The 24,019-nt window shown below is 72.8% G+C and carries 15 protein-coding genes; 9 read left to right on the top strand and 6 right to left on the bottom strand.

Features of this window, described 5'->3' with window-relative positions; translation table 11 throughout:
- The first annotated feature begins 57 nt into the window (after positions 1-57).
- From ACTIDRAF_RS0215250 to ACTIDRAF_RS0215275, 6 genes are all read left to right on the top strand, one after another.
- Entirely contained in the window at positions 58-1,701 is a 1,644-nt protein-coding gene (locus tag ACTIDRAF_RS0215250; RefSeq protein ID WP_016699594.1) for an OPT/YSL family transporter, read from the top strand.
- A gap of 90 nt (positions 1,702-1,791) precedes the next feature.
- Entirely contained in the window at positions 1,792-2,859 is a 1,068-nt protein-coding gene (locus ACTIDRAF_RS0215255; RefSeq protein ID WP_016699595.1) for a 2,5-dihydroxypyridine 5,6-dioxygenase NicX family protein, read from the top strand.
- A gap of 2 nt (positions 2,860-2,861) precedes the next feature.
- A complete protein-coding gene (locus ACTIDRAF_RS0215260) occupies positions 2,862-4,145 on the top strand; it encodes an alpha/beta fold hydrolase (RefSeq protein WP_026066143.1) in 1,284 nt (427 codons plus the stop codon).
- Positions 4,142-4,846 (top strand): AroM family protein, encoded by a 705-nt coding sequence (locus ACTIDRAF_RS0215265; protein ID WP_016699597.1) that lies wholly within the window; start codon positions 4,142-4,144, stop codon positions 4,844-4,846. The genes ACTIDRAF_RS0215260 and ACTIDRAF_RS0215265 overlap by 4 nt, the downstream gene beginning before the upstream one ends.
- Positions 4,843-5,538, top strand: a complete 696-nt coding sequence (locus ACTIDRAF_RS0215270) for an aspartate/glutamate racemase family protein (protein ID WP_016699598.1) — start codon at positions 4,843-4,845, stop codon at positions 5,536-5,538. The genes ACTIDRAF_RS0215265 and ACTIDRAF_RS0215270 overlap by 4 nt, the downstream gene beginning before the upstream one ends.
- On the top strand, positions 5,535-6,464 hold the full coding sequence (locus ACTIDRAF_RS0215275) for a DUF1177 domain-containing protein (RefSeq protein WP_016699599.1): 930 nt from the start codon (positions 5,535-5,537) through the stop codon (positions 6,462-6,464). Before ACTIDRAF_RS0215270 ends, ACTIDRAF_RS0215275 begins: the two co-directional genes overlap by 4 nt.
- Positions 6,465-6,528: 64 nt before the next feature.
- Here the strand turns inward: ACTIDRAF_RS0215275 and pepE are convergent, their stop codons facing one another.
- Positions 6,529-7,257 carry a dipeptidase PepE gene (gene pepE, locus ACTIDRAF_RS0215280; protein ID WP_016699600.1) on the bottom strand — a complete coding sequence of 243 codons (729 nt, stop codon included), beginning with the start codon at positions 7,255-7,257 and terminating at the stop codon, positions 6,529-6,531.
- Positions 7,258-7,434: 177 nt separating this feature from the next.
- Here pepE and ACTIDRAF_RS0215285 point away from each other — a divergent pair, with 177 nt between their 5' ends.
- From ACTIDRAF_RS0215285 to ACTIDRAF_RS0215295, 3 genes are all read left to right on the top strand, one after another.
- The gene (locus ACTIDRAF_RS0215285; protein WP_016699601.1) at positions 7,435-8,424 is read left to right on the top strand and encodes a mechanosensitive ion channel family protein; all 990 of its coding nucleotides are present in this window, start codon (positions 7,435-7,437) and stop codon (positions 8,422-8,424) included.
- 36 nt (positions 8,425-8,460) lie between these two features.
- Positions 8,461-8,853 carry a globin gene (locus ACTIDRAF_RS0215290; protein ID WP_016699602.1) on the top strand — a complete coding sequence of 131 codons (393 nt, stop codon included), beginning with the start codon at positions 8,461-8,463 and terminating at the stop codon, positions 8,851-8,853.
- Between the two features lie 217 nt (positions 8,854-9,070).
- Complete coding sequence (locus ACTIDRAF_RS0215295) at positions 9,071-10,669, top strand: glycoside hydrolase family 13 protein (RefSeq protein WP_016699603.1); 1,599 nt, start codon at positions 9,071-9,073, stop codon at positions 10,667-10,669.
- Positions 10,670-10,735: 66 nt separating this feature from the next.
- On the opposite strand, the gene ACTIDRAF_RS0215300 is transcribed toward ACTIDRAF_RS0215295, so the two are convergent.
- The 5 genes from ACTIDRAF_RS0215300 to ettA form a co-directional block, all read right to left on the bottom strand.
- Positions 10,736-11,392 (bottom strand): DUF8185 domain-containing protein, encoded by a 657-nt coding sequence (locus ACTIDRAF_RS0215300; RefSeq protein WP_016699604.1) that lies wholly within the window; start codon positions 11,390-11,392, stop codon positions 10,736-10,738.
- Positions 11,385-11,882: an acyl-CoA thioesterase gene (locus ACTIDRAF_RS0215305; RefSeq protein WP_016699605.1), complete on the bottom strand. Its 498-nt coding sequence runs from the start codon at positions 11,880-11,882 to the stop codon at positions 11,385-11,387. The genes ACTIDRAF_RS0215300 and ACTIDRAF_RS0215305 overlap by 8 nt, the downstream gene beginning before the upstream one ends.
- Before the next feature lie 68 nt (positions 11,883-11,950).
- Entirely contained in the window at positions 11,951-16,924 is a 4,974-nt protein-coding gene (locus ACTIDRAF_RS0215310; protein ID WP_026066145.1) for an NAD-glutamate dehydrogenase, read from the bottom strand.
- Between the two features lie 392 nt (positions 16,925-17,316).
- Positions 17,317-21,759 (bottom strand): hypothetical protein, encoded by a 4,443-nt coding sequence (locus ACTIDRAF_RS0215315; RefSeq protein WP_157163054.1) that lies wholly within the window; start codon positions 21,757-21,759, stop codon positions 17,317-17,319.
- An 11-nt stretch (positions 21,760-21,770) separates the two neighbouring features.
- The gene (gene ettA, locus ACTIDRAF_RS0215320) at positions 21,771-23,447 is read right to left on the bottom strand and encodes an energy-dependent translational throttle protein EttA (RefSeq protein WP_016699608.1); all 1,677 of its coding nucleotides are present in this window, start codon (positions 23,445-23,447) and stop codon (positions 21,771-21,773) included.
- Between the last annotated feature and the right edge of the window lie 572 nt (positions 23,448-24,019).

The following is a 24,019-nucleotide window of genomic DNA, read 5'->3' on the forward strand; positions in this document are numbered from 1 at the left end:
CTGATCCCCACCCGAGCAGTGCCCGTCGCGGCGGCTCGTCCCAGAAAGGAAGCCGGTATGTCTCGGACTCGGTCCACCCCGGCTCGTCCGCTCCACCACCCCACGGTGTTCGAGCCGCTGACGTTCGTGCTGATCGTCGCGCTCAGCGCCTTCGGGGCGCTGATCGGCCTGCACCTCATCACCACGCTGGGCATCTCGGCGAACACCTCGGTCATCGGCGCGCTGCTCGCCATGCTGCTGGGCCGGGTGTCGATCCTGGGGCTCAGCAAGATGCGGAGCATCCACCGGCAGAACCTGACGCAGAGCGCGATCTCCGCCGCCACCTTCGCCGCCGCGAACGCACTGCTCACCCCGATCGCCATCCCCTTCGCCTTCGGGCGTCCCGACCTGGTGTGGCCGATGCTGATCGGTAGCGCCGCCGGGCTGATGATCGACATCTGGGTGCTCTACCGGGCGTTCGACAGCGCCTTCCTCCCCGCCACCGGCACCTGGCCGCCCGGCGTCGCCGCCGCCGAGACCATCCTCGCCGGCGACCGGGGCGGCCGGCGGGCGCTGATCCTCGCCGGTGGCGCCGTGGTCGGTGTCGTCGGCGCCTTCGCGGGGCTGGCGATGTCCGCCGCCGGTGTCGCCCTCATCGGGAACATGTGGGCGCTGCTGATGTTCGGTGTCGGGCTGTTCGTCAACCAGTACGGACCCGGCCTGTTCGACGTCGACCTGACCGCGCTCTACATCCCGCACGGCGTCATGATCGGCGCCGGTCTGGTCGCCCTCGGGCAGGCGATCCACCTGTTGGTGGGACGTCGTTCCGCCAAGGCGGCAGCCCGGGCAGCGGCCACCGCGTCCAAGGCCGGCCAGCCGGCCGTCGAGGAGGTCGAGCCCGGCCGTCCCACGGTGGACCCGGCCCGCCTGCGCCGGGCCTTCGGGGAGGGCTTCGTGCTCTTCGTGCTGGGCGCGGTGCTGCTGGCCGTGCTCTCGGGGCTGTGGGCGGACATGAGCCCGATGGCGCTCATCGGCTGGGTCCTCTTCGCCGGCTTCGCCGCCCTGGTCCACGAGATCATCGTGGGCCTGGCCGCCATGCACGCCGGGTGGTTCCCCGCCTTCGCCGTCACGTTGATCTTCCTGGTCTTCGGCCTCCTCGTGGGGATTCCCACCGTGCCCCTGGTGCTGCTGACCGCCTACACGGCCACCACCGGACCGGCGTTCGCCGACATGGGCTACGACCTCAAGGCCGGGTGGATGCTCCGCCGCGAGGAGCAGAACACCGCCTTCGAGCTGGCGGGCCGCCGCCAGCAGTACCTCGCCTCGGCCATCGGCTGCCTCGTCGCGCTGGGCATGGTCGCGCTGCTGTGGCGGTCCTTCCTCGAAGGCGGGAGCATCCCGCCGGTCGCCACGGTCTACGCCGACACCATCAAGGCCGGTCTCGGCGCGGACGGCGTGCTGACGAACATGCTGATCTGGGCGGTGCCGGGCGCGCTGATCCAGCTCATCGGCGGCTCCCGCCGGCAGATGGGCGTCCTGCTCGCCACCGGCCTGCTGGTCGGCAGCGTCAACGCGTGCTGGCTGGTCTTCGCCGCCTTGCTCGGACGGGTGATCTACCGCCGGGTGCGCGGCGCGGCCGCCGACCAGGAACTGTCCCTCGTCGGCGCCGGCCTGATCGCCGGGGACTCGGTGGCCGCCACCGCGCAGGTCCTGCGGTCCTGATCCGTCCCGGGGGCCGGTTCCCGGCCCCCGGGTTGTTCCAGAACACGACACCGAGCACGCCGGCAGGGCGTGCACTGAGAGGAGCTCACCGTGGAGGTCGTCAACCGGGTGGAGTCCCGGAGCGGGTATCTCAGCTACGAGGCCGCGCTGGGAGCGCGCAAGCTCGTCGAGGAGATCATGCTGGTCAAGCCCGGTGAGTCCGTGGTCATCACCGTGGACACCGCCGGTGATGACCGGGTCGCCGAACTGACGGCGCAGGCCGTGCAGGCCGCGGGCGCCAGCCCCGTGGTGGTGCGGTACCCGACGAACCCGAGTTCGGCGATGGAACCGCCGTCGCCGGTGGCCGGTGCCATCGCCTCGGCGGACGTGTGGATCGAGTACGCGGTCGGCTACCTGATGCACAGCAACGCCTTCCGGCACGCGATGGAGACCGGCAAGCCCCGCTACGTCAACCTCACCGGCATGGACGTGGCGATGCTGGTCGACACCGTGGGCCGCGTCGACTTCGCCGGCACCATGCGCCTGGGCCGGGCGCTGGTGCGCCTGCTGGAGCAGGCCGACGAGGTGCGGATCACCACCCCGGCCGGTACCGACCTGACCGCCCGCAACGGCGGGCGCCCGATCAACCTGCGGGGCAAGCCGGCCGAGCGCCCCGGCGAGACCATCATGTTGGCCGGGCAGATCTCCTGGAACCCGCTGGAGGAGACGCAGCAGGGAGTCCTCGTCTTCGACGGCGCCGTGTGGCCGCCCGACGAGCTGGGCCTGCTCCGCACCCCGGTGCGGATGCCCGTCAAGGACGGTGTCGTGACCGGCATCGAGGGCGACGCCGACGCCACGGTGTTCCGCCGGTGGATGGAGGGCCTGGACGACCCGAACATGTTCCGGATCGCCCACTGGTCGCTGGGCTTCAACCCCGGGGTGCTGCGCCCGACCGGCCGCATCGTCGAGGACGAGCGCGTGTTCGGCTGCGTCGAGCTGGGGCTGGGCACGAAGGGCGCGTGGATCGGTGGCGAGCCCTGGGTGGCGGCCGCCCACACTGACGGCAGCCTGCTCAACCCCACCATCTACCTCGACGGGGAGGCCATCGAGGTCGACGGACGTTACGTGCACCCCGAGTTGGTGGAGATCTGCCGCGAGCTGGGCGTGTCAGGGTACTGAGCATGCGTGTGAACGAGTACCGCCAAGCCGGCATGGTCATCACCGAGCACGTGGTCGAGTCCCCCCTCGACCACCGGGACCCCGGGCGGGGGTCGATCGAGGTGTTCGCCAGGGAGGTCGTCTCCTCGGCGAACGCCGGGAGGAACCTGCCCAGGCTGCTGTGGCTCCAGGGGGGTCCCGGCAACCGGGCCCAGCGGCCCACCGCCCCGAGCACCTGGCTCGGCAGGGCACTGCGCGACTACCGGGTGGTGCTCCTCGACCAGCGGGGCACCGGGCTGTCCACCCCCGCCAACCGGCAGACCCTGGCGGAGGTGGGCGGACCCCAGGCCCAGGCGGACTACCTGTCCCTGTTCCGGGCAGACTCGATCGTCGGCGACGCCGAGGTGCTGCGCCGGCACCTCGGGGGTGACGAACCGTGGAGCGTGCTCGGCCAGAGCTTCGGCGGGTTCGTCACCCTGAGCTACCTGTCCTCCGCACCCGAGGGGCTGCGGGAGGCCTTCGTCACCGGCGGGCTGCCCCCGCTGGCCGGGACGGCCGACGACGTGTACCGGCTCACCTACCACCGGACCGTCGAGCAGAACGAGCTCTACTTCGCCCGGCACCCCGGCGACCGGGAACTGGCCCGCCGGATCGTCGACGTCCTCTCCGCCGGGGACACCCTGCTCCCGACCGGGGAGGTCCTGACCCCGCGGCGGTTCCAGACGGTGGGGATCCAGCTCGGGACGAGGTCGGGGTTCGACTCCCTGCACTTCCTGCTGGAGCAGGCCTTCGCCGGCTCACCGGGTCGGGACCGGCTCGGCGACGCCTTCCTGGCCGAGCTGGGCGCCGCGTTGTCCTTCGCGGCGAACCCGCTGTACGCGCTCCTGCACGAACCGATCTACAACCAGGGAACCGCCTCGTCGTGGGCGGCGGAACGCGAGTACCAGCGTCGACCGGAGTTCGCGGTGGACGCGGAGGACTTCCTGTTCACCGGGGAGATGGTCTACCCGCTGCACTTCGCGGAGGTGCCCGCGTTGACGCCGCTGCGGGAGACGGCCGAGCTGCTGGCCTCCCGCACGGACTGGCCCGCGCTGTACGACCCGGCCCGGTTGGCCGCCAACGAGGTGCCCGCGTTCGCGGCCGTGTACTACGACGACATGTTCGTGGCCAGGGAACACTCGTTGGCGACCGCGTCGGCGGTCCGTGGCCTGCGGCCGTGGATCACCAACGACTACGCCCACGACGGGGTGCGCGCCGACGCGGCGGTGCTGGACCGGTTGCTGGCGATGGCTGGCGGCCTGTCGTGACCGCCGATCTCCCCCGGCTCGGCGTGGTCACCATCGGCCAGTCACCCCGCGTCGACCTGGTGCCGGAGCTGCGGCCCTGGCTGGGCCGGGTGGAGGTCGTCGAGCGCGGCGCGCTCGACGACCTGGGCCGGGCGGAGATCGCGGCCCTCGCCCCCCGCGAGACGACCGTCGAGCGGCTGGCGACCCGCCTCGCCGACGGCGAGGGCGTCGCGCTCGACGGGGCCTTGGTCGCACCGCACCTGCGGGCCGCGGTGGCCTGGGTTGAGGAGGCCGGGGTCACGGCGACCCTGCTCGTGTGCACCGGCCACCTCGTCGACATCCCCCACCGGCGTCCGTTGATCAGCGCGCAACCCCTGGTCGTGCACGGGGTGCGGGGCCTGGTCAGCGCCGCCGGCGCGGCCACGCTCGGCGTGGTGTGCCCGTTGCCGGGCCAGCGGGAGACGGCGGCCGGCACGTGGCGGGGAGCGGCGGAGCGGGTGCTCGTCGAGGCGGCGACCCCCTACGCGGAGCCTGCTGCCCTGGCCGAGCAGGGGGTGGCCAGGGCAGCCGCCGACCTCGCGGACCGGGGCGCCGACTGGATCGTCCTCGACTGCATGGGTTACTCGGAACGGATGCGCAGGCTGGCGACCCGCGCGAGCGGCCGGCCGGCGGCGCTGGCCCGCTCGGTGGTGGCCCGGCTGGCAGCGGAGGTGATCGCATGACCGCCCTCGACCAGGACGGCAGGGTCCCGGTGGGCGTCGTCCGCGTGGTCAGCTCGACCAACGCCGACCTCGTCGCCGCGCACGGCAGGGCGGTGGAACGCGCGTGGAACGTGCCGACCCGGTCTGCGTGCATCCCGGACCAGCCCCACGGGGTGCACGACGAGGCCAGCCACGCCCTGGCCGTCCCCAAGATCGTCGACACGGCACGGGCGCTGGCCGGCGCCGGCTGCGGCGCGGTGCTGATCAGCTGCGCCGCCGACCCCGGGCTGCGCGAGGCCCGGGCCTCGGTGGGGGTCCCGGTCGTCGGCGCGGGTTCGGCCGCGGCGGCGGCCGCGCTCGCCACCGGCCACCGGGTGGGCGTCCTCGGCATCACCGACGAGGTCCCCCGTTCGGTCGGTGACGTCCTCGGCGCGCGCCTGGTGGCCGCCCGCAGACCCGAGGGGGTGGCCCGGACGACGGACCTGCTCACCGACCAGGGCGCCGCCGCCGCCCGCGCCGCGGCCACCGACCTGGTCGCGGCCGGCGCCGAGGTGCTGCTGTTCGCCTGCACCGGGCTCACCACGATCCGCCTCGCGCCGTGGGTGCGGTCCCAGCTGGGAGTGCCCGTGGTCGACGCGGTGCTGGCCGGCGGCGCGGTCGCCGCGCTCGCCCTGGGAGGGCGGGAACGCTACGAGGAAGGAGACCAGGCATGAGCCTGCGACACGTGATGGACGCCTACGACCTGCTCGACGACCCGGGGGTGGACGGGGAGGCCGCCGCCGACTGGCTCCGGTCCCACGGGGCTGACCGGGTGGAGGTCACCAGGGTGACCGGCGAGTCCGGGCGCACCGACTTCCTGCGGTGCGTCGTTCCCGGTTCGGAGGGCCGTCTCGCCGGGGGCACGGCACCGACGTTGGGGGTGATCGGACGGCTCGGCGGGCTCGGCGCCCGGCCTGAGCAGATCGGTTTCGTCTCCGACGGGGACGGCGCGCTGACGGCGTTGGCGACGGCCGCGAAGCTCGCCGCCATGCGCTCCCGGGGTGACGTGCTCGCCGGGGACGTGGTCATCTCCACCCACGTCTGCCCTGACGCCCCCACGATGCCGCACGACCCGGTTCCGTTCATGGGCTCGCCGGTGGACATGGGCCAGATGAACGAGCACGAGGTCAGCGCCGACGCCGACGCGGTGCTGTCGGTGGACACCACCAAGGGCAACCGGGTGCTCAACCACCACGGGTTCGCGATCTCCCCGACCGTCCGGCAGGGCTGGATCCTGCGCACCAGCGAGGACCTGCTGGGCATCGTCGAGCAGGTCACCGGTCGGCTCCCGGCCGTCCTCCCGCTGACCACCCAGGACATCACGCCCTACGGCAACGGCGTGTACCACGTGAACTCGATCCTCCAGCCCGCCACGGCGACCTCGGCGCCCGTGGTGGGCGTCGCGCTGACCACCGAGACGGCGGTGGCCGGCTCCGCGACCGGGGCCACGGACCCGCGCGCGGTGGAGCAGGCGGTGCGGTTCTGCGTGGAGGTGGCCAAGCGCTTCGGGCGCGGCACCTGCTCGTTCCACGACGCGGCCGAGTTCGACCGCCTCGTCGAGCTGTACGGGTCGATGACCCACCTGCAGACCGCGGGCTGACCTGGCGCGCGCCGGGGGCGGGGTGGGTGTGCCCAACCCCGCCCTCCCGCGTCCCGATGTCGCGTCAACTGGTGGGCTCGTCGAACCGGGGGTTGGCGTCCAGGAGGAACCCCAGGTCGCTGCCGGGAACGAGTTCGCGGGCCGGCCGACCCCGCTCCATCAGGACCGCTCCGGTCTCACCGCCGAGGGTGGCGGTCGTCCCGGACACCCGGGCCCACGCACCCTCGCGGAGGCCGAGCACGGGCACGTCGTTCTCCTCGTGGAACTCGGCGATCCGTTGTTCCCTGGTCTCCCCCATGTGCGTGCTGTCGGGACTGGCGTCCAGGAAGTGCGGGTTGATCTGGAAGGGCACCAGCCCCAGGGTCTCGAACGAGGGCGGCTGGACGATCGGCATGTCGTTGGTGGTCCGCAGCGAGGGGCAGGCCATGTTCGTGCCGGCGCTGGCCCCCATGTAGCGCAGCCGCCCGGAGCGCACCTCCTCCCGCAGCGGGTCGAGCAGACCACGGGTGTGGAGGCTCGTCAGGAGGCGGAACGAGTTGCCGCCCCCCACGAACACCGCCTGCGCCCCTGCCAGCGCCTCCCGGGGTTCCTGCCGTTCGTGCGCCCCGACCACCTCCACGACGTCCCCCAACGCCGTGCGGACCTTCTCGGTGTACCCGTCGTGGTCGGCCAGCGCGTAGGGGACGAACACGAGGCGGCCCACCCCGGCGAGGAAGTCCCGCACCTCGTCCCCCGCGTGTTCGAGGAAGCTCCGCCCGTGGTTGGTGGAGTTCGACAACAGCAACAGGTCCATGACCCTCCGCCCTTCCGTGACCTCGTCGTTCGCCCGCGGTGTCCCCGCAGCCTGCCATTCGGCCACCCTGTGACCTCGCACCCGCCCCACCCCGCGTGCCCCGCGCGACGACGCCACCCGTCAGGTCACACCGGGGTAACGAAAACAACACCGGGCGCACCAGCGGGGGTGGATAGCATGGCCGACGTGTCCACCGTTTCCCCCGAGCCGGAGCCCGCGTGCGTGGACGAGGACGGATCCATCTGTGATCGCGTCTTCGAGGTGACCGGCAACGCGACGGTCGCCGAACTGTCCCCCCTCGTGGTCAACGGCATCACGATCGCCCTCATCGTGATCGCCGCGTTCGTGCTGCGCTGGCTGGTGCACCGGATGATCTCGCGTGCCACCCGGGGCGGCGGCGAGGGCCGGGTACCGGCGCTGCTGGCGCCGTTGCGGGAACGGGCGCCGGACGCCCTGGGGCCGTTGCTGTCGGAACGCCGGGCACAACGCGCCAGGACCATCGGCTCCGTGCTCAAGTCGGTCGCCAGCTTCGTGATCTACGGGGTGGCCGCGTTGATGGTGCTCGACCAGCTCGGCATCCAGATGGCACCGATCCTGGCCTCGGCGGGAGTGGTGGGCGTCGCCATCGGTTTCGGCGCGCAGAACCTGGTCCGGGACTTCCTGTCCGGCATGTTCATGATGCTGGAGGACCAGTACGGCGTCGGTGACGTGGTCGACCTCGGCGACGCGATCGGCACCGTCGAGGCCGTCGGCCTGCGGGTGACCACTCTTCGGGACCTCAACGGCACCGTCTGGTACGTGCGCAACGGCGAGGTCCTGCGAGTGGGCAACTTCAGCCAGGGCTTCTCCGTGGCCGTCGTCGACCTGCCCGTCGCCCACACGGTCCCGGTGGACAGGGCCATCGAGCTCGCGCTGGCCACGGCCACCGAGGCCGCCGAGGAACCGAGCTTCTCGGCGGACGTGCTGGAGCCCCCGGAGATGCTGGGCGTCGACCAGATCACGGCGGACACGATCACCATCCGGCTGACCGTGAAGGTGCGGCCAGGGCGCCAGTGGGCCGTGCAGCGCGCGCTGCGGGCCAGGATCAAGGACGTCTACGACCGGGAGGGCATCACGGCGCCGTACCCGGCCGGCCGTGCCTTCTACCAGCAACAGCAGCAGCCCTGACGGGCGGTGGCCGGTCCAGGGGGCGCGTGGGTGAGGATGGAGAACGTGGGAGCACCCGAGAACTTCTACCAGGCGGTGGGCGGCGAGCCGACCTTCCGCGCGATCGTCGGCCGGTTCTACGAGGAGGTCGCCAAGGACGACCTGCTGCGGCCGATGTACCCCGAGGAGGACCTCGGCCCAGCGGAGGAGCGGCTGCGACTGTTCCTCGAGCAGTACTGGGGCGGTCCGCACACCTACTCGGACCGCCGGGGCCACCCGAGGCTGCGGATGCGGCACGCCGCCTTCCACGTGGGGCCGGCCGAGCGGGACGCCTGGCTGCGGTGCATGCGGGTGGCCGTGGACGAGGCCGACCTGTCCGAGGAGCATCGTGACCAGCTCTGGAAGTACCTGGAGATGGCCGCGCACAGCCTGTTGAACAGCTGGGAGTGACGGCCCCGGGGGTCTTCGCGCCGCTCGGCCGCCCACCCACCGGTCTTCCTGATCGGTTCACCTCCGCGACGCTGGGCCGGTCGGCCCAACGGGAACCGGCCACCACTGCTGCGGTCGGCGCAACGGGACGTGCTGTACGCAGTAACGATGTGGATCACCCGAAATGGATCACCCGTATGGGAGAATCCGCGCCTCGGAGATGGCAATATGGCTCTTTGTGCGACGATCCGCCGACATTCAGCGCGAGGCCATCGACGGGCCCGACTGGTGGGGCAACGCTGTCTTCTACCAGGTGTACGTCCGTTCGTTCGCCGACTCGAACGGTGACGGCGTCGGAGACCTCGAGGGCATCCGGCAACGGCTGGGCTACCTGGAACTGCTCGGGGTGGACGCCCTGTGGCTCACGCCGTTCTTCCGCTCCCCCATGGCCGACCACGGCTACGACGTCGCGGACCCCCGGGACGTCGACCCCCAGTTCGGTGACCTGACGGCCTTCGACCGCCTCATCGAGGACGCTCACGCCGCCGGCATCAAGGTGACCATCGACCTGGTGCCCAACCACAGCAGTGACCAGCACGTGTGGTTCCAGGAGGCGTTGGCGGCGCCGCCGGGCGACCCGCGCCGGGACCGCTACATCTTCCGCGACGGACTCGGCGCCGACGGCGAGCTCCCCCCGAACAACTGGACGAGCATCTTCGGCGGCCCGGCATGGACCCGGGTCCCCGACGGCCAGTGGTACCTCCACCTGTTCGCCCCGGAACAGCCGGACCTGAACTGGGCCAACCAGGAGGTCTGGCTGGACCTGGAGGCGACGCTGCGGTTCTGGTTGGACCGGGGTGTCGACGGCTTCCGCATCGACGTGGCGCACGGCATGGCCAAGCCGGCGGGCCTACCGGACATGTCCGAGGACGCAGACCGGGGGTCGGCGGTGCTGCACGACAACCGGCTGGATCCCCGCTTCGACAACGACGGGGTGCACGACATCCACCGCATGGTCCGCAAGACGCTGGACCAGTACAGCGGGAAGGTCGCCGTCGGGGAGATCTGGGTGAAGGAGGACCACCGCTTCGCCCGGTACGTCCGCCCCGACGAACTCCACCTCGGCTTCAACTTCCGGCTCGTCGAGGCGTCCTTCGACGCCGGGGAGGTCCGCTCCGCGATCGAACACTCGATCGCGGCGGTCGCCGAGGTGGGAGCTCCTCCCACCTGGACGCTGTCCAACCACGACGTGCCCCGGCACGTCACCCGCTACGGCGGCGGCGAACTCGGGGTGCGGCGCGCGCGGGCCATGGCGCTCGTCCAGCTCGCCCTGCCCGGCACGATCTACCTGTACTACGGCGAGGAACTCGGGCTGCCCAACGTCGAACTGCCCGACTGGGCCCTCCAGGACCCGATCTGGCGGCGTTCGGGCGGCAAGGACCGGGGACGGGACGGCTGCCGCATCCCGATGCCGTGGGAGGGCGACCAGCCCGCCTTCGGCTTCTCCTCGGGTGGTACGAGCTGGCTCCCGATGCCGGAGGAGTGGGCGGGCCTCACGGCGGAACGCCAGCTGGAGGACCCGGACTCCATGCTCTCGCTGTACCGGAGGGCGATGGAGATCCGCCGGACCCACCCGGGATTCGCCGGCGACAAGGTCGAGTGGTACGGGGCGCCCGACCGCTGCTTCGCGTTCCGCCGCAGCGAGGGACGGGTCATCTGCGCGTTGAACACCTCCGACGCCCCGGTTCCGCTGCCGCCGGGTGAGGTGCTGCTGTCCAGCAGCCCCCTCGACGACAACGGGGAGCTCCCGCCGGACGCGGCGGCCTGGCTGCACTGACCTCGGACGTGCCCGGCCGGTTCCCCAGGGGGAGCGACCGGCCGGGATGCCCGTCGAGCCGTCGGTTCAGAGGAGCAACGGCAGCAGCGCGTGCCGCCGGCGCACCACCGCTCCGAAACGGGCGTCCAGCCGCAACCAGGAGTCCGTGGCACTGACCCTGATGAGGTCGTCGGAGTCGGAGCCACCCACGAAGCCCATCCCGGACAGGGAGAACAGGCACCGCATCGGGACCTTCACCTCGAAGCCCGAACCGCTGACGGTGAGCACCACCTGGTCCAGCAGCGAGGCCGGGGGGTTCCCCTTGGGGCCGGCGTTCTCCCTGGCCACCGCCACCCCCCGATCGGCGAGGTCGGACACCACACCGGCCGGCAGGTCGTCGACGCGCGCCCACCCGCCGGTCGGCGGCAGGGCCGACCGCCACAACAAGTCCTGGGGCGCCCCGGGGTCCACGCCGTCATCCCTGGCGACGGCGAGCGAGGCCAACAGCTCGGATCCGCGCACGGTGAGGTCGGTGGGGTGCACCGCTCCCCGCACCGACCTCGTCACCAGCGTGTCGAAGGGAGTGGCCATCCACGCGTCCACCACCCCGGGGGCCTCGGCCCCCGGTCCCGCGGTCCTCGCCCGCAACCGGATCGCGCACTGCTGGTCGAGCCGGACGGCCCTGGCCACGAACGCCCCGAGATCGTCACGTTCGCTGCCGTCGGCCAGTCGGAGTTCAGGCACCGCCGACCCCCGACCCGCCGGCTGCCGCCCCGGCGCCCCTCGGCCGCCGGGGCTCGTAACGCGGCCCCTCCGGGCCGGGCACCCACTTGCTCAGGTACTCCGCCTCCACGGGGCTCAACCGTCGAGGCCGTCCGGCGTCGACGTCGAAGGGAACCAGCACCGTCTGGGCCGAGGCCGCCACCGGGTCGGACACGGCGGGCCCACGCCGGAGCGCGTAGTCCAGGGTGAACGACGACGTGCGCACCTCCCGCACGGCGATCTCCACCCGCAGCGGCGCCCCGGTGACCACGACGGGCAGGTGGTAGTCGATCGCCAGGTGCGCGATCACCACCCCCCTGGAGAGTGCGTCCAGGCCGGACCCGGCGGGGTGGTCGAACAGCAGCCCCACCCTCGCCTCCTCCAGCAACGTCACCATCTTGGCGTTGTTGACGTGCCCGAAGGAGTCCATGTCGGACCAGCGAGGTGCGATGTCGGTGACGTACGCGGCCAAGTCAGCGCGCCCTTTCGTTCACATCCGTACGACTTCTCGGCAGCCTAACGGGAGGAGCGTTCCCCCCGTCACCGCACCATGCTGCGGATCTGCCGTGCCGCGACCGAGAGGGTGGCGAGGTCGTTGCGCCCGGACCGGTCGATCTCCCGCAGCGTCGACCGCGCCCTGGCCAGCCTGGACGCGTTCGCCTGCTCCCACTGGGCGATCTTGTCGGCGGCCGCGTCGCCGGGCTCGCTGCTGCGCAGCACGTCCAGCGCGATCCGCCGGAGCGAGGAGTAGACGTCGTCCCGCAACGCCAGCCTGGCGAGGCTGTGCCACCGGTTCCCGCGCTCGAGCGCGCTGACGGCGTGCAGCAACTCGTCGATCCGCAGGTGCGCCGACACCGCGAAGTAGGTCTCGGCGGCCTCCTGCGGGCTGCGCTCACGCTCCACCCCGCCGTCGCGTTCGGCGAGTTCCGCCACCTCCACGACGTCCAGCAACGAGTAGGTGTTCAGCAGCGCGGCGACCCTGCTGGCCAGTTCGGGCGGGGTGCCCTGGTCGACGAGTTCGGCCGCCCGACCCGACACCACCTCCCGCTCGCTGCCCAGGAGCAGTTCCGGGACCTTCGGCCCCAACTCGGCCACGGTGGACGCGAACCGGGTGACCTCGGCGCCGACCGCCAACGGCTGGGGACGGTTCGCCAACAGCCAGCGGACCGCCCGGTCCAGCAGCCGACGCGTCTCCAGGGTCAGCTCGTCGGTGACGGTCGAGGGAACGACGTTGTCCAGCTCGTCGATCGACCGCCACAGGGACTCCATGCCGAAGACCTCCTTCACCACCGCGAAGGCGCGGACGGCGTCGGTGGCCGTGGCGCTGGTCTCCTCCAGCAACCGGTAGGCGAAGGAGAGCCCCGCTCCGTCGAGGACCTCGTTGACCAGCAGGGTGGTCGCGATCTCCCGGCGCAGCGGGTGCCGGAGGATCTCGGCGTCGAACCGCTCCCGCAGCGGCGTGGGGAAGTAGGCGGGCAACCGGCGCAGGCACATCTCCTGGTCGGGGAGGTCGCTGGCGAGCAGCTCGTCCTTCAGGGCGAGCTTGACGTGCGCCAGAACGGTGGCCAGCTCGGGGCTGGACAGCCCCTCCCGCGCCTTCTCCCTGGCCTTGATCTCCTCCGCGTCCGGCAGGGCCTCCAACTCCCGGTCGAGCCCGTGGCGTTGTTCCAGGTGGTGGAGCAGCCTGGCGTGCACGGACAGCATCGGCGCCGCGTGCGAACGCGCCACGCCCAGCACCCGGTTCTGCTGGTAGTTGTCGGCCAGGACCAGACTGGCGACCTCGTCGGTCATCTCGGCGAGCAGCTCGTTGCGCTGCTCGCGGTCGAGCAGGCCCCGGGCGACGAGCCTGTCGAGCAGGACCTTGATGTTGACCTCGTGGTCGGAGCAGTCGACGCCGGCGGAGTTGTCCAACGCATCCGTGTTGATCTTCCCGCCGGCCCGGGCGAACTCGATGCGCCCCCGCTGGGTGAGACCGAGGTTCCCGCCCTCACCCACCACACGGACCCGCAGGTCACGGCCGTCGACCCGCACGATGTCGTTGGCCTTGTCCCCCACGTCGGCGTGGCTCTCGTCGGCCGCCTTCACGTAGGTCCCGATACCGCCGTTCCACAGCAGATCCACCGGTGCCAGCAGGATCGCCCGGACCAGTTCCGGCGGGGACAGCTTCGTCACCGTCTCCGCGAGACCGAGCGCCCGTCGCATCTGCCTGCTGAGCGGGATGGACTTGACGGTCCGCGACCACACCCCGCCTCCGGCGCTGATCAGGCTGCGGTCGTAGTCGTCCCAGCTCGACCGCCCCAGTTCGAACAGCCTCCGCCGCTCGGCGTAGGAGCTCGCCGCCGCGGGGTTCGGGTCGACGAAGATGTGCCGGTGGTCGAAGGCGGCCACCAAGCGGATGTGCGGGGACAACAGCATCCCGTTGCCGAAGACGTCTCCGGACATGTCCCCGACACCGACCACGGTGAACTCGTCCCGCTGGGTGTCGACGCCGAGCTCGCGGAAGTGCCGTTTGACGCTCTCCCAGCCACCCCGGGCCGTGATGCCCATGGCCTTGTGGTCGTACCCCGCCGAACCGCCCGACGCGAAGGCGTCCCCCAGCCAGAAGCCGTAGGACAACGCCACCTCGTTGGCGATGTCGGAGAACGACGCGGTGCCCTTGTCCGCCGCCACCACCAGGTACGTGTCGTCCGGGTCGTGCCGCACGACCTGGGGCGCCGGCACGACCTCGCCGTCCCGCAGGTTGTCCGTCAGGTCGAGCATCCCCGAGATGAACGTGCGGTAGCAGGCGATCCCCTCCGCGAGCAGCGCCTCCCGGTCCACCCCGGCGTCCCCGGTGCGGGTCGGCGGCCGCTTCACGACGAACCCGCCCTTCGCGCCCACCGGCACGATGACGGCGTTCTTCACCGCCTGGGCCTTCACCAGCCCCAGGATCTCGGTGCGGAAGTCCTCGCGGCGGTCCGACCAGCGCAGCCCTCCCCGGGCGACCGAACCGAACCGCAGGTGCACCCCCTCCACCCTCGGCGAGTAGACGAAGATCTCGAAGGCCGGCCGGGGTTGGGGCAGGTCCGGCAGCGCCGCCGGGTCCAGCTTGAAGGCGAAGTACGGCAGCGGTTGCCCCGCCGCGTCCCGCACGAAGTAGTTGGTCCGCAACGTCGCCATGATCAGCGCGCGGTAGGACTGGAGGATGCGGTCCACGTCCAGGCTCGCGACCTCGTCGAGCAGGTCCGTGATCTCCTCGGTCTGCTCGTCGACGAGCTTGGCCCGCCCCTCCTCGGAGACCTCGGGGTCGAACCGGGCCTCGAACAGGCGCACCAGCGCGCCGGTCAGCATCGGGTTGCCCAGCAGGGTGTCCTCGATGTAGTCCTGGCTGTAGGGGGTGCGCACCTGCCGCAGGTACTTCGCGTAGGCGCGGAGCAGCGCGGCGTGCCGCCAGGTGATACCGCACCGCAGCACGAGCGCGTTGAACCCGTCCACCTCGACGTCGCCCCGCCACGCGGCGACGAACGCCTCCTGGAAGCGGGTCTGCACCTCGTCCAGCTGGTCCCGCTCGCCCTCCGCGAGAGCGCGGGGGTCCAGCCGGAGACCGAAGTCGTAGACCCAGCACTGGACGCCGTCGTGCCGGTTGACCTCGTAGGGCCGCTCGTCGACGACCTCGACGCCCATCCGCTGGAGCACCGGCAGCACCTGGGACAGCGTGACCCGCTCGCCCACCATGTACAGCTTGAAACGACGCTCCCCCGGGGCCGCGTCAGCGGGGGCGTAGAAGGAGATGTCCAGGTCCCCCGGCCCGCCGAGGCGGAACAACCGGTGCAGGTCGTCAAGCCCCTCGGCGGCGGTGAAGTCCTCCTTGTAGGCCTCGGAGAACGCCGAGGCGTACTGGCGGCCGCGTTCCAGGGCGGTCTCGGAGCCCGTGGTCCCGTCCTCAGCGAGATGTCCGGGGTCGTCCCCCCGGCGGACCACCTCCTCGACCATGAGGTCCTCCCACGTGCGGGAGACCTCCAGCAGCCGCTGTTGCAGCGCGGCGGTGTCGACCTCGACCGGCTCGCCGGGCGTGGTGCTCACCATGAAGTGGACCCGGGCCAGCTGGGACTCGCCGATACGGGCGCTGTACTCCAGCTTGTGGCCCCGCAGTTCCCGCAGCAGCACCTCCTGCATGGCCAGCCGGCTCGTGGTCGTGTACCGGTCGCGCGGCAGGTAGACCAGGCAGGAGTAGAAACGGCCGTAGGGGTCGCGGCGCAGGAACAACCGCAACATGCGGCGTTCGGCGATCGCCAGCACGCCGGAGATGGTCTCCAGCAGCGTGTCCGGTTCGGTGGAGAACAGCTCGGCACGCGGGTAGTTCTGGATCTCCTCCAGCATCCGGGTGCCCGAGTACGACTCCAGGGGGAACCCGGCCCGCCGCACGACCTCCCTGGCCTTGTCGGCGACGACCGGGATGTCCAACACGTCCGCGTGCAGCGCGGCCGGGGTGAACAACCCGAGGAAGCGGTGTTCACCGTTGACGTTGCCCTGCTCGTCGAAGGTCTTCACGCCGACGAAGTAGGGATGGGTCGCCCGGTGCACCGCAGAGGGTTCGCTGCCCTGGGTGAGCACCAGCAGGGTGGGTGCGAGGGCGTGCGCCCCACCGTCGGGGGCGGCCCCCAGCCGCTTGGCGTCCAGGCTGTCCCGCCGCAGCACGCCAAGACCGGACCCGAGGACGACGCGGAGCGCGGGTTCGTCCCCGTCGCCCGAGCCGTGCACCAGCTCGTAGTGCCGGTAGCCGAGGAAGGTGAAGTGGCCGGTGGCCAACCAGTCCAGCAGCGAGGCACCCCGGCGGACCTCGTCCGGGTCCAGCGGCGGCGGCGTCCGCCGCAGTTCGGCGGCGAGGGAGTGGGCCCGCTCCGTCATGCGGTCGGTGTCCTCCACCACCTCGCGGACGTCGTTGAGCACCGCGTACAGCCGTTGCTCGACCTCCCCGAGCACCTCGCCATCCCGGAGCTGGGCGATCTCCAGGTACATCCAGGACTCGACCAGCGCGTCGGCCGGAGGAGACGTGGGATCGGCGTCGGCCAGCACCTCGAGCAGGTCACCGGCCAGGTTGCGGCGCACCACGACGATGGGGTGCACCACGCGTTGCACCTGGACCTGTTGCCGGTTCAGCCCGGACACCACCGACTCGACGAGGTAGGGCATGTCGTCGGTGACCAGCTGGATGGCGGTGCTGACGGTCTCCGACAGCCGGTCGTCAGGGGTCAGCGACCGCAGCGCGGGCCTGCCCGGCACCCGCGAACGGGCGAGGTCGAGGTGGGCGCGCAGGATGGCAGCCAACCCGGCGGGGTCGTAGTCGGCCAGCTCGTCGCCGGGAACGTGCCGGTAGTAGAGGCGCAGCAGGTCCTCGACGTCGGGCACCGCCGACGCGGCCTTGCTGAGCAGGTCCTCGCGGTTGACGTCCGACCCGGTCGACCGGTCCGCCACTCCGGTCGGCTTCCTCGCCGCGTCACCCGCGGCCTGAGACTGTGCTCCTGTTGAGCTCATCACCAAACGACTCCACACTGTGCGGTACCCCGTTGTACCGCGACCGTCTCCACCCTATGCGTGGCCCCGGTGGTGGCGGGCCGACGGGTGGACGCGGACGACAGGCGGCACGGTGGTCACCGCGGTCTGACGATCCGTTGCGGGAACTGCCCACGATGCTAGAGCCTGGGCCCGCCGGCGATCCGCCGGAGACGGGCCAGCGAGACCCAGCACACGTTCGCCCGGTCCGCTCGAACCGCACTCGAGGGCTCGGCGCGGCTCCCGGGCCCGGAACCGCCCCGCGCCGGCGGGCGCCCGGGTGGACCACGTCCTGGTGGCGGCTCCGCCGGCCGGACCCCAGGCCAGGACGGCACACGGGACGCGTCGCTCCCGCTCGGCGGGCGGCCGGAGCCTCAGTCCGCCGGCAGCGTCCACCGGCGATGTCTGGGCCGGGGTTCCTCCGCCTCCGGCGCCCCGGCGGGGGAACCACCGGTCGGCGCCCGCCAGCCGTTCGGATCTCCGTGACGCGGACCCGTGGCCCCCCGGTGCGATCCGCCGGAACGCGACGGCTCCGGTGCCCAGTGGCCACCGCGCCCCGGTGCGGGAGGATCGTCCTGGCCCGCCGGATCCGCTCGGTGGTGGCGGGCCGCCCTCCGCCGGGCGCGGTCCGGGACGATCTCGTCCCCAGGACCGCGGTGCCGCCCCCGCACCACCTCGGAGGTGCTCCCGGGCTGGGCGTCCGGCACCTCCTCCGCTCCAGACGGCGGAGCGGGGTGGGTGGGCTCGCCGGGTCGGCCGTGCCGCCGGGTCGGCCCGCCTGGCGCGGCGGTCCCGCCTTCGGGGAGCGCCGGCACGGCGCGATGCCGGTCAGCGCCGGCACCTCCCGGCTGTGTCAGGTCTTCCCCCGCGCTGTCCTCGCTACGCTCCCGAGTCCGCCGTCGGCCCCCGGCCACCGGCTCCTCGCCGAGGTCCTCCTCACCAGGGGCCGGCGCGCGCCGAGCCGCACGGGACGGTGTCGGAGGGCCGAACACCTCCGGGTCGACCGTCCAGGTCAGGGCGGGATCCGCGACCAGTCCGGCGCCGCAGGCCGCCGCGACGGGAGCCGCCTCCCCGACGCCCGCCCGGGCCGCCTCTCGGCCCGCCCCGGGAGCGGGCGGGTGCTCCGAACGGGTTGGGGCGCGCGAACCGCCGGGCGCGGCGTGGTCCTGGTCCTCGGCCCGCGCCACCCCGGGATCCGACATCCCGGGTCGTGGGGGCGCGACGCGCCACGCCGGGCCCAGGGCGCCACCTCCCCCGGCCCTCTCCTGGCGGCCTGCCCACCAGGAGAGGTCACCGCCGGGGAGATCCTCCTCGCCGCCGGTTCCGCTCGGTGGCTCTCGTTCACCGCTGGCGCTCGCCGCGCCCGTGGGGGCGGCAGCGTCGTCCTCGACCCGCTGTCCAGGCGACGCCGTGTGCCGGCCCGGGGGAAGGGCGTCCGGCTGGGCTGCTCCGCGTTCCACCTCGGCACGCGGATCCGGCTCCGCTCCCGGTCCGGCCGTCGCACGCCTGAGCCCGGCGGTGTCGTCGCCGTCCAGGACACCCGCCGTGCTCGTGGCGCCCCCGGCGCCAGCAGATCCGCCCCTGCCGGCGCTCCGCTGCCTCATGTCCAGCCCGCCGTCGTCCCGCGCGGGGGGCGGGGACGGCACGACCGGCGAGGCGCTGGCGGCGGGCTCGGGGCTCGGCGGGGGCTCCACGTCGTCCCCGGCTGGCGGAGTCCGGCCCCGGGTTGGGTGGTCGGCGTCGACGACCACCGCCGCGCGGTCGCGCCCAGGCACGCCGGCCGCGTCGGCCGCGTCGGCCACGGAGGGTTGGGGGGCCTCCGGGTGCTCCGGTGGATCGGTGGGGACCGCCCGCAGGTGGGCCCGCTGCCGGGAGCGCTCCTGGTCGATCCGCCGGCGCAGGGACTGACGGGTGGTCTCGTAGGCGACCATCGCCCCCGCGAGGAGTTCGGCGAGACTGGCCCCGCCGAGATCGTCCCCGTCCGGCGGGAGGGAGTGCGGCCCGGGGTCGGCCACGGCCGCCGGCACGAGCGGGTCCGAACCGGAGGTCGGGTGGCCCCCCAGCTCGGTGCCGTGGTCGGCCGATGCCGGGCGGTCCGGCTGTCCGCTGGGCGGCGGTTCGTCCTCGCCGCCGGTCGACGAGGTGCTGGACACCACCGCCGGCACCGTCGACGCCGACAGGCCGGGCCCGGTGAAGGCGCCTCCTCGGGCTGGCTTCGCCGCGTGGTCCGGCTGGTGCCCGGTGGTCCGCGTCCGCGACGCCTCGTCCGCAGCGGCACCGGCGACGTGCGCCTGGTCGGAGGAGCGCGTTGCCGGTGCGTCGAGACCGCCGGCTGGCCCCTCGGCGGTGGCTGGCTCCTCGGCAGTGGCTGGTCCCTCGCCGGTGACCGGTCCCGTCTCGACGGGCAGCCCGACCGCCCAGGGCCGGGCCGGTGCGTTGTCCCCGGCACCCGAGCTGGGCGGGGCCGAGGCGGCGGGTGAGGTGGGGCTGCCCTGTCCCGGCGTGGACGCCGCGGAGCCGACACCAGCCGGCTGCTGGTGGTGACCAGTCGCGGCCGGCTCGTCGTGGTCCTCGCGTCCGCCCCCCAGGAACCGCCGGGACGTCGGGGCCCAGAGCGGGCTGCCCGGCCCGTCGGCCGACGACATCGGCGGGGTTGGCTCGGTGCCGTCCCCGGCACGGGTGGCCCCGTCCCCGAGGGAAGGAGCGGAGACCCTGTCGGGGTGCGCCACGTCGCCGCCCGCCCACGCCTCCACGGGAACCGAGAACGGGTCGACGGCCGGGTCGAAGGGCAACCCCGCGGAATCGCCCACCGGGGGTGCGGACACCACCACCGGTGGCGGATCGTCGGACACGGTCCTGGCACCGGGGCCGGGCGGCCCGGCCAGGTCCGCCTCCCCGGTACCCGGGACAGGGGGCGTGGCGGGGGACGCCTCGCTGTCCTGCCGGCCCGCCGCACCGATGCCCCGCAACAGGTCGAGGGTGCTGCCCAGCAGGCCACGCCGGGCCTCCTCGACCGCCCCACCGCTCAGCGCGAGGAAGCTGCCACCGCCCGACACGTCAGCCGGCGGTCGCGGCGGCGGGGACGGAGCTGTCGTCCGATCCCCGGCACCCGGATCCCACTGGTCCCAGGGATCGGCGCCGGGGGACCACGTGGGAGGACGGGCGCCGAGCTCACCGCCCGCCGCGTCGCCCCGATCCGTCCGATCCGTCCCGGCGCGGTCGTCGGCGCGGGTGGAGGCACGGCGTTGACCTCCGCTCCCCGGCACGACCGACCCCGCGCCCCCACCCAGGCAAAGGTCGGCCGACGGACCGGAGCCCAGGTAGTCCGGCTGGTCCGTCCGGGGCGACGAAACACCACCAGCAGCGGTCTCCGGCTCGTGCGTGCTGGCGGCGCGGCCGGCGGTCAGGAGGGCACTCGCCGCACCCGACACGTCCAGCCCTCCGACGGCCGGTGCGGGAGGCCGGTCCTCGGACACCTGCGGACCGTGAGCGGAAGACGGGGTTTCGCCAGAACCGGCCGTGTCGGAGACGTCACGGTCGCCGTCCCACGCCTCCCGGTCCTGGCCCCCGGCCCGCTCCGCCCGGAATCGGCCCAGGAAGGGCGGCTCCGGGAACCGCTCCCGTCGACGGCGACCCGTGGCCCGGGCGGAGGGGGCGACGCCGGGCCGTTCGTGCTCTCCCAGCACGGCGAGCAGGTCACCGACCGCGTTCACCCCCTTCCCCGAGTCGGCGAACTCGTCGGCCAGCCGGAGGCGAGCGGTCCGCACCGCCCGCTGCGCCCGACGCTCCGCCGCGTGCGCCGCCCGCAGGCAGTCCAGGGCCTCGGTGGTCTCGGCGAGCCTCTCGTGCACGAAGGACAGCTCACGCATGGCCTGTGACAACAGCGGGTCCAGGCGGTGGTGCCTGGCGTCCTCGGCCACGGAGACCAACAGCTCCCGAGCGCATTCGGCGTCCCCAGCCGGCAGCCGAACGCGGGTGGCCAGCAGGATTCGCAACCAGCCGTGCGAGGACAGGGCCGGCAACCTCGCCGGCGCGGCCAGCAGCTCCTCGGACACCGCGACGGCCATGCGGGGCTGGCCGGAGTCCAGGAGCGCGTTGACCAGCTCCACGACGAGACGCCCCCGAACCCGCCCGCTGTCGCGGGCCGGCGAGTCGAGCTGCTCGAGCAGCCGGAGACCGTCCCGCGCCGACAGGATCGCGGCGTCCAGATCGCCCGCCCTCCGCTGGCGTCGAGCCCACGCTCCCCGCACCGCCGCGCGTCGCGACCAGGTGGCGTCACGGTCCGCCTCGCCCCCGTCGCAGAGCTCCTCCGCCTCGGTGAGCACCCGCGCCCACTCCGACTCCCCGGTATCCCCTGGTAACAGCGATGCCAGTTCGAGCAAGGCGTCCGCCCGCGCACCCGACGCCACGCCCCCGGCGGCGAGCACCGGATGCAGGAGCGGCACCGAGACCGCCGGCGACCCGAGTCGACGAGCGCTCCTGGCCACCTGCACCCGGAGCTCGGCGAGGAGCTCGATCTCCTCCGACATCTCGGCCCGGGCGGTCCCGGTAGCACCGGCGAACCACCGTTCGAGCAGCCGCAGGGCCGGCACGGCCCGTTCGGCCGCCGCCGGTTCGCGATCGAGCCGGCTCAGGGCATAACAGGCCACCGACTGGGCCCGGGACCAGGTCAGGTCCCGGGCCGTCCCACCCATCGCCGCCGCCCGGTCGGCGAGGACGAGGGCGACCTCGGGCGCGCTCCAGCGCAACTCCCGTGCCGCACGCACGAGTGAGTCACGTTCGTCGCCTGCTGGCGCGGCGCCCCAGGCCGCCGTCATCCGGTCTCCGATCAGTCGCGCGTCAGCTTGCGATGGGTGACCCGATGCGGGCGGGCCGCCTCGACGCCGAGGCGCTCCACCTTGTTCTGCTCGTACCCCTCGAAGTTGCCCTCGAACCAGAACCACTGCGCTGGGTTCTCATCCGTACCTTCCCAGGCAAGGATGTGGGTAGCCACCCGGTCCAGGAACCACCGATCGTGGGAAATCACGACGGCGCAGCCGGGGAACTGTTCCAGGGCGTTCTCCAACGACGACAGGGTTTCCACGTCCAGGTCGTTGGTGGGCTCGTCGAGCAGGATCAGGTTCCCACCCTGCTTCAGGGTGAGGGCCAGGTTGAGGCGGTTCCGCTCCCCACCGGAAAGCACCCCCGCCGGCTTCTGCTGGTCCGGCCCCTTGAAACCGAACGCGCTCACGTAGGCGCGGGAGGGCATCTCCACGTTGCCGACGTGCATGTAGTCGAGCCCGTCGGACACCACCTCCCACACGGTCTTCTTGGGGTCGATCCCGGCCCGGCCCTGGTCGACGTAGGAGAGTTTGACGGTCTCGCCCACCCTCACCGAACCGGCGTCCGGCTCCTCCAGCCCGACGATCGTCTTGAACAACGTCGTCTTGCCGACACCGTTCGGGCCGACGACACCGACGATGCCGTTCCTCGGCAGGTTGAAGGACAGGTCGTTGATCAGAACCCTGTCGTCGAAACCCTTCTGGAGCTTGTCGACCTCGACGACGACCGTGCCCAGGCGGGGGCCCGGCGGGATCTGGATCTCCTCGAAGTCGAGCTTGCGGGTGCGTTCCGCCTCGGCCGCCATCTCCTCGTACCGCTGGAGGCGGGACTTCGACTTGGCCTGCCTGGCCTTGGCGTTCGACCGCACCCAGGCCAGCTCGTCCTGGAGGCGCTTGTGCAGCTTGGCGTCCCGCTTGCCCTGCACCGCGAGCCGCTCGGACTTCTTCTCCAGGTAAGTGGAGTAGTTGCCCTCGTAGACGAACGCCCGTCCCCGGTCGAGCTCCAGGATCCAGCCGGCGACGTTGTCGAGGAAGTACCGGTCGTGGGTGACGGCGAGCACGGCGCCGGGGTAGCTGGCGAGGAACTGCTCCAGCCACAGCACGCTCTCGGCGTCCAGGTGGTTGGTGGGCTCGTCGAGCAGCAGGAGGTCGGGCTTGCTCAGCAACAGCTTGCACAGGGCGACCCGGCGGCGCTCACCGCCGGAGAGCACCTTGACGTCGGCGTCCGGCGGCGGACACCGGAGGGCGTCCATCGCCTGCTCCAACTGGGAGTCGAGGTCCCAGGCGTCAGCGTGGTCCAGCTCCTCCTGGAGCCTGCCCATCTCCTCCATCAGCTCGTCGGTGTAGTCGGTGGCGAGCTGCTCAGCGATCTCGTTGAAGCGGTTCAGCTTCGTCTTGATCTCGCCAACGCCCTCCTCGACGTTGCCGAGAACCGTCTTGTCCTCGTTGAGCGGCGGTTCCTGTTGCAGGATCCCGACCGAATAGCCCGGTGACAGGAACGCGTCACCGTTGTTCGGCTGGTCGAGTCCGGCCATGATCTTGAGCACAGACGACTTTCCGGCCCCGTTCGGGCCGACGACGCCGATCTTGGCGCCGGGGTAGAACATGATGGTGACGTCGTCAAGGATCACCTTGTCACCGTGTGCCTTGCGCACCTTTTTCATGGTGTAGATGAACTCGGCCATGGCCGCGATCGTAGAGCGGTGGCCGTGGCCCCCGGTATGTCGGTCGACCCGACCGTGACGATCTCCCACCCCGCCCACCGCCGCCGGGCCCTGGCGGCGGCAACTGGGCGAGGCTTCGCGCGGCCTTCGTCAACCGGGCCGGCCCTCGCGACGCACACCGGCGGGCCGACCGCGGACGCCCCTGGCGACGTCCGGCCCGGACCCGCAGGACAGCGGTGCCCACCCGGCGCCGGGTAGGCGACCCACGGCGCACCGGGGTCCTCGCGCTCCGATCCTCCCCACAGGGCACCGGCCGGGGCGGCTCGGCGTCCTCGTCCGGACCCGGCCGGGGTTCGCCCGGACCGCCTCGGCGCACCTCCTGGCTGGGCACCGCCCACCCCGGGCGCACCGTCCGACCGGGGTGGGCGCGGCAGGGGGACGGTCCCACCGCGCCCACCCGCTCAGGCGGGCACCAACGGCGCGGCGCCGGGTTCGTCGGGAACCCTCCGCGCAGGGGAGGCCGGGGCGGTCCGGCCCCCACGGGCACCGTCATCGCCCGCCCCCGGAGCCGGGGAGGCCCCCGGCTCCGGGGC

This window comes from Actinoalloteichus spitiensis RMV-1378 (assembly GCF_000239155.1).
In the GTDB taxonomy this organism is placed as follows: Bacteria; Actinomycetota; Actinomycetes; order Mycobacteriales; family Pseudonocardiaceae; genus Actinoalloteichus_B; species Actinoalloteichus_B spitiensis.

Excerpts from the sequence above, each read along its gene's own strand:
- ACTIDRAF_RS0215250 (WP_016699594.1), top strand. The coding sequence starts at position 58 with ATGTCTCGGACTCGGTCCACCCCGGCTCGTCCGCTCCACCACCCCACG.
- ACTIDRAF_RS0215260 (WP_026066143.1), top strand. The coding sequence starts at position 2,862 with ATGCGTGTGAACGAGTACCGCCAAGCCGGCATGGTCATCACCGAGCAC.
- ACTIDRAF_RS0215270 (WP_016699598.1), top strand. The coding sequence starts at position 4,843 with ATGACCGCCCTCGACCAGGACGGCAGGGTCCCGGTGGGCGTCGTCCGC.
- ACTIDRAF_RS0215275 (WP_016699599.1), top strand. The coding sequence starts at position 5,535 with ATGAGCCTGCGACACGTGATGGACGCCTACGACCTGCTCGACGACCCG.
- pepE (WP_016699600.1), bottom strand. The coding sequence starts at position 7,257 with ATGGACCTGTTGCTGTTGTCGAACTCCACCAACCACGGGCGGAGCTTC.
- ACTIDRAF_RS0215285 (WP_016699601.1), top strand. The coding sequence starts at position 7,435 with ATGGCCGACGTGTCCACCGTTTCCCCCGAGCCGGAGCCCGCGTGCGTG.
- ACTIDRAF_RS0215290 (WP_016699602.1), top strand. The coding sequence starts at position 8,461 with ATGGAGAACGTGGGAGCACCCGAGAACTTCTACCAGGCGGTGGGCGGC.
- ACTIDRAF_RS0215310 (WP_026066145.1), bottom strand. The coding sequence starts at position 16,924 with ATGAGCTCAACAGGAGCACAGTCTCAGGCCGCGGGTGACGCGGCGAGG.
- ACTIDRAF_RS0215315 (WP_157163054.1), bottom strand. The coding sequence starts at position 21,759 with ATGACGGCGGCCTGGGGCGCCGCGCCAGCAGGCGACGAACGTGACTCA.
- ettA (WP_016699608.1), bottom strand. The coding sequence starts at position 23,447 with ATGGCCGAGTTCATCTACACCATGAAAAAGGTGCGCAAGGCACACGGT.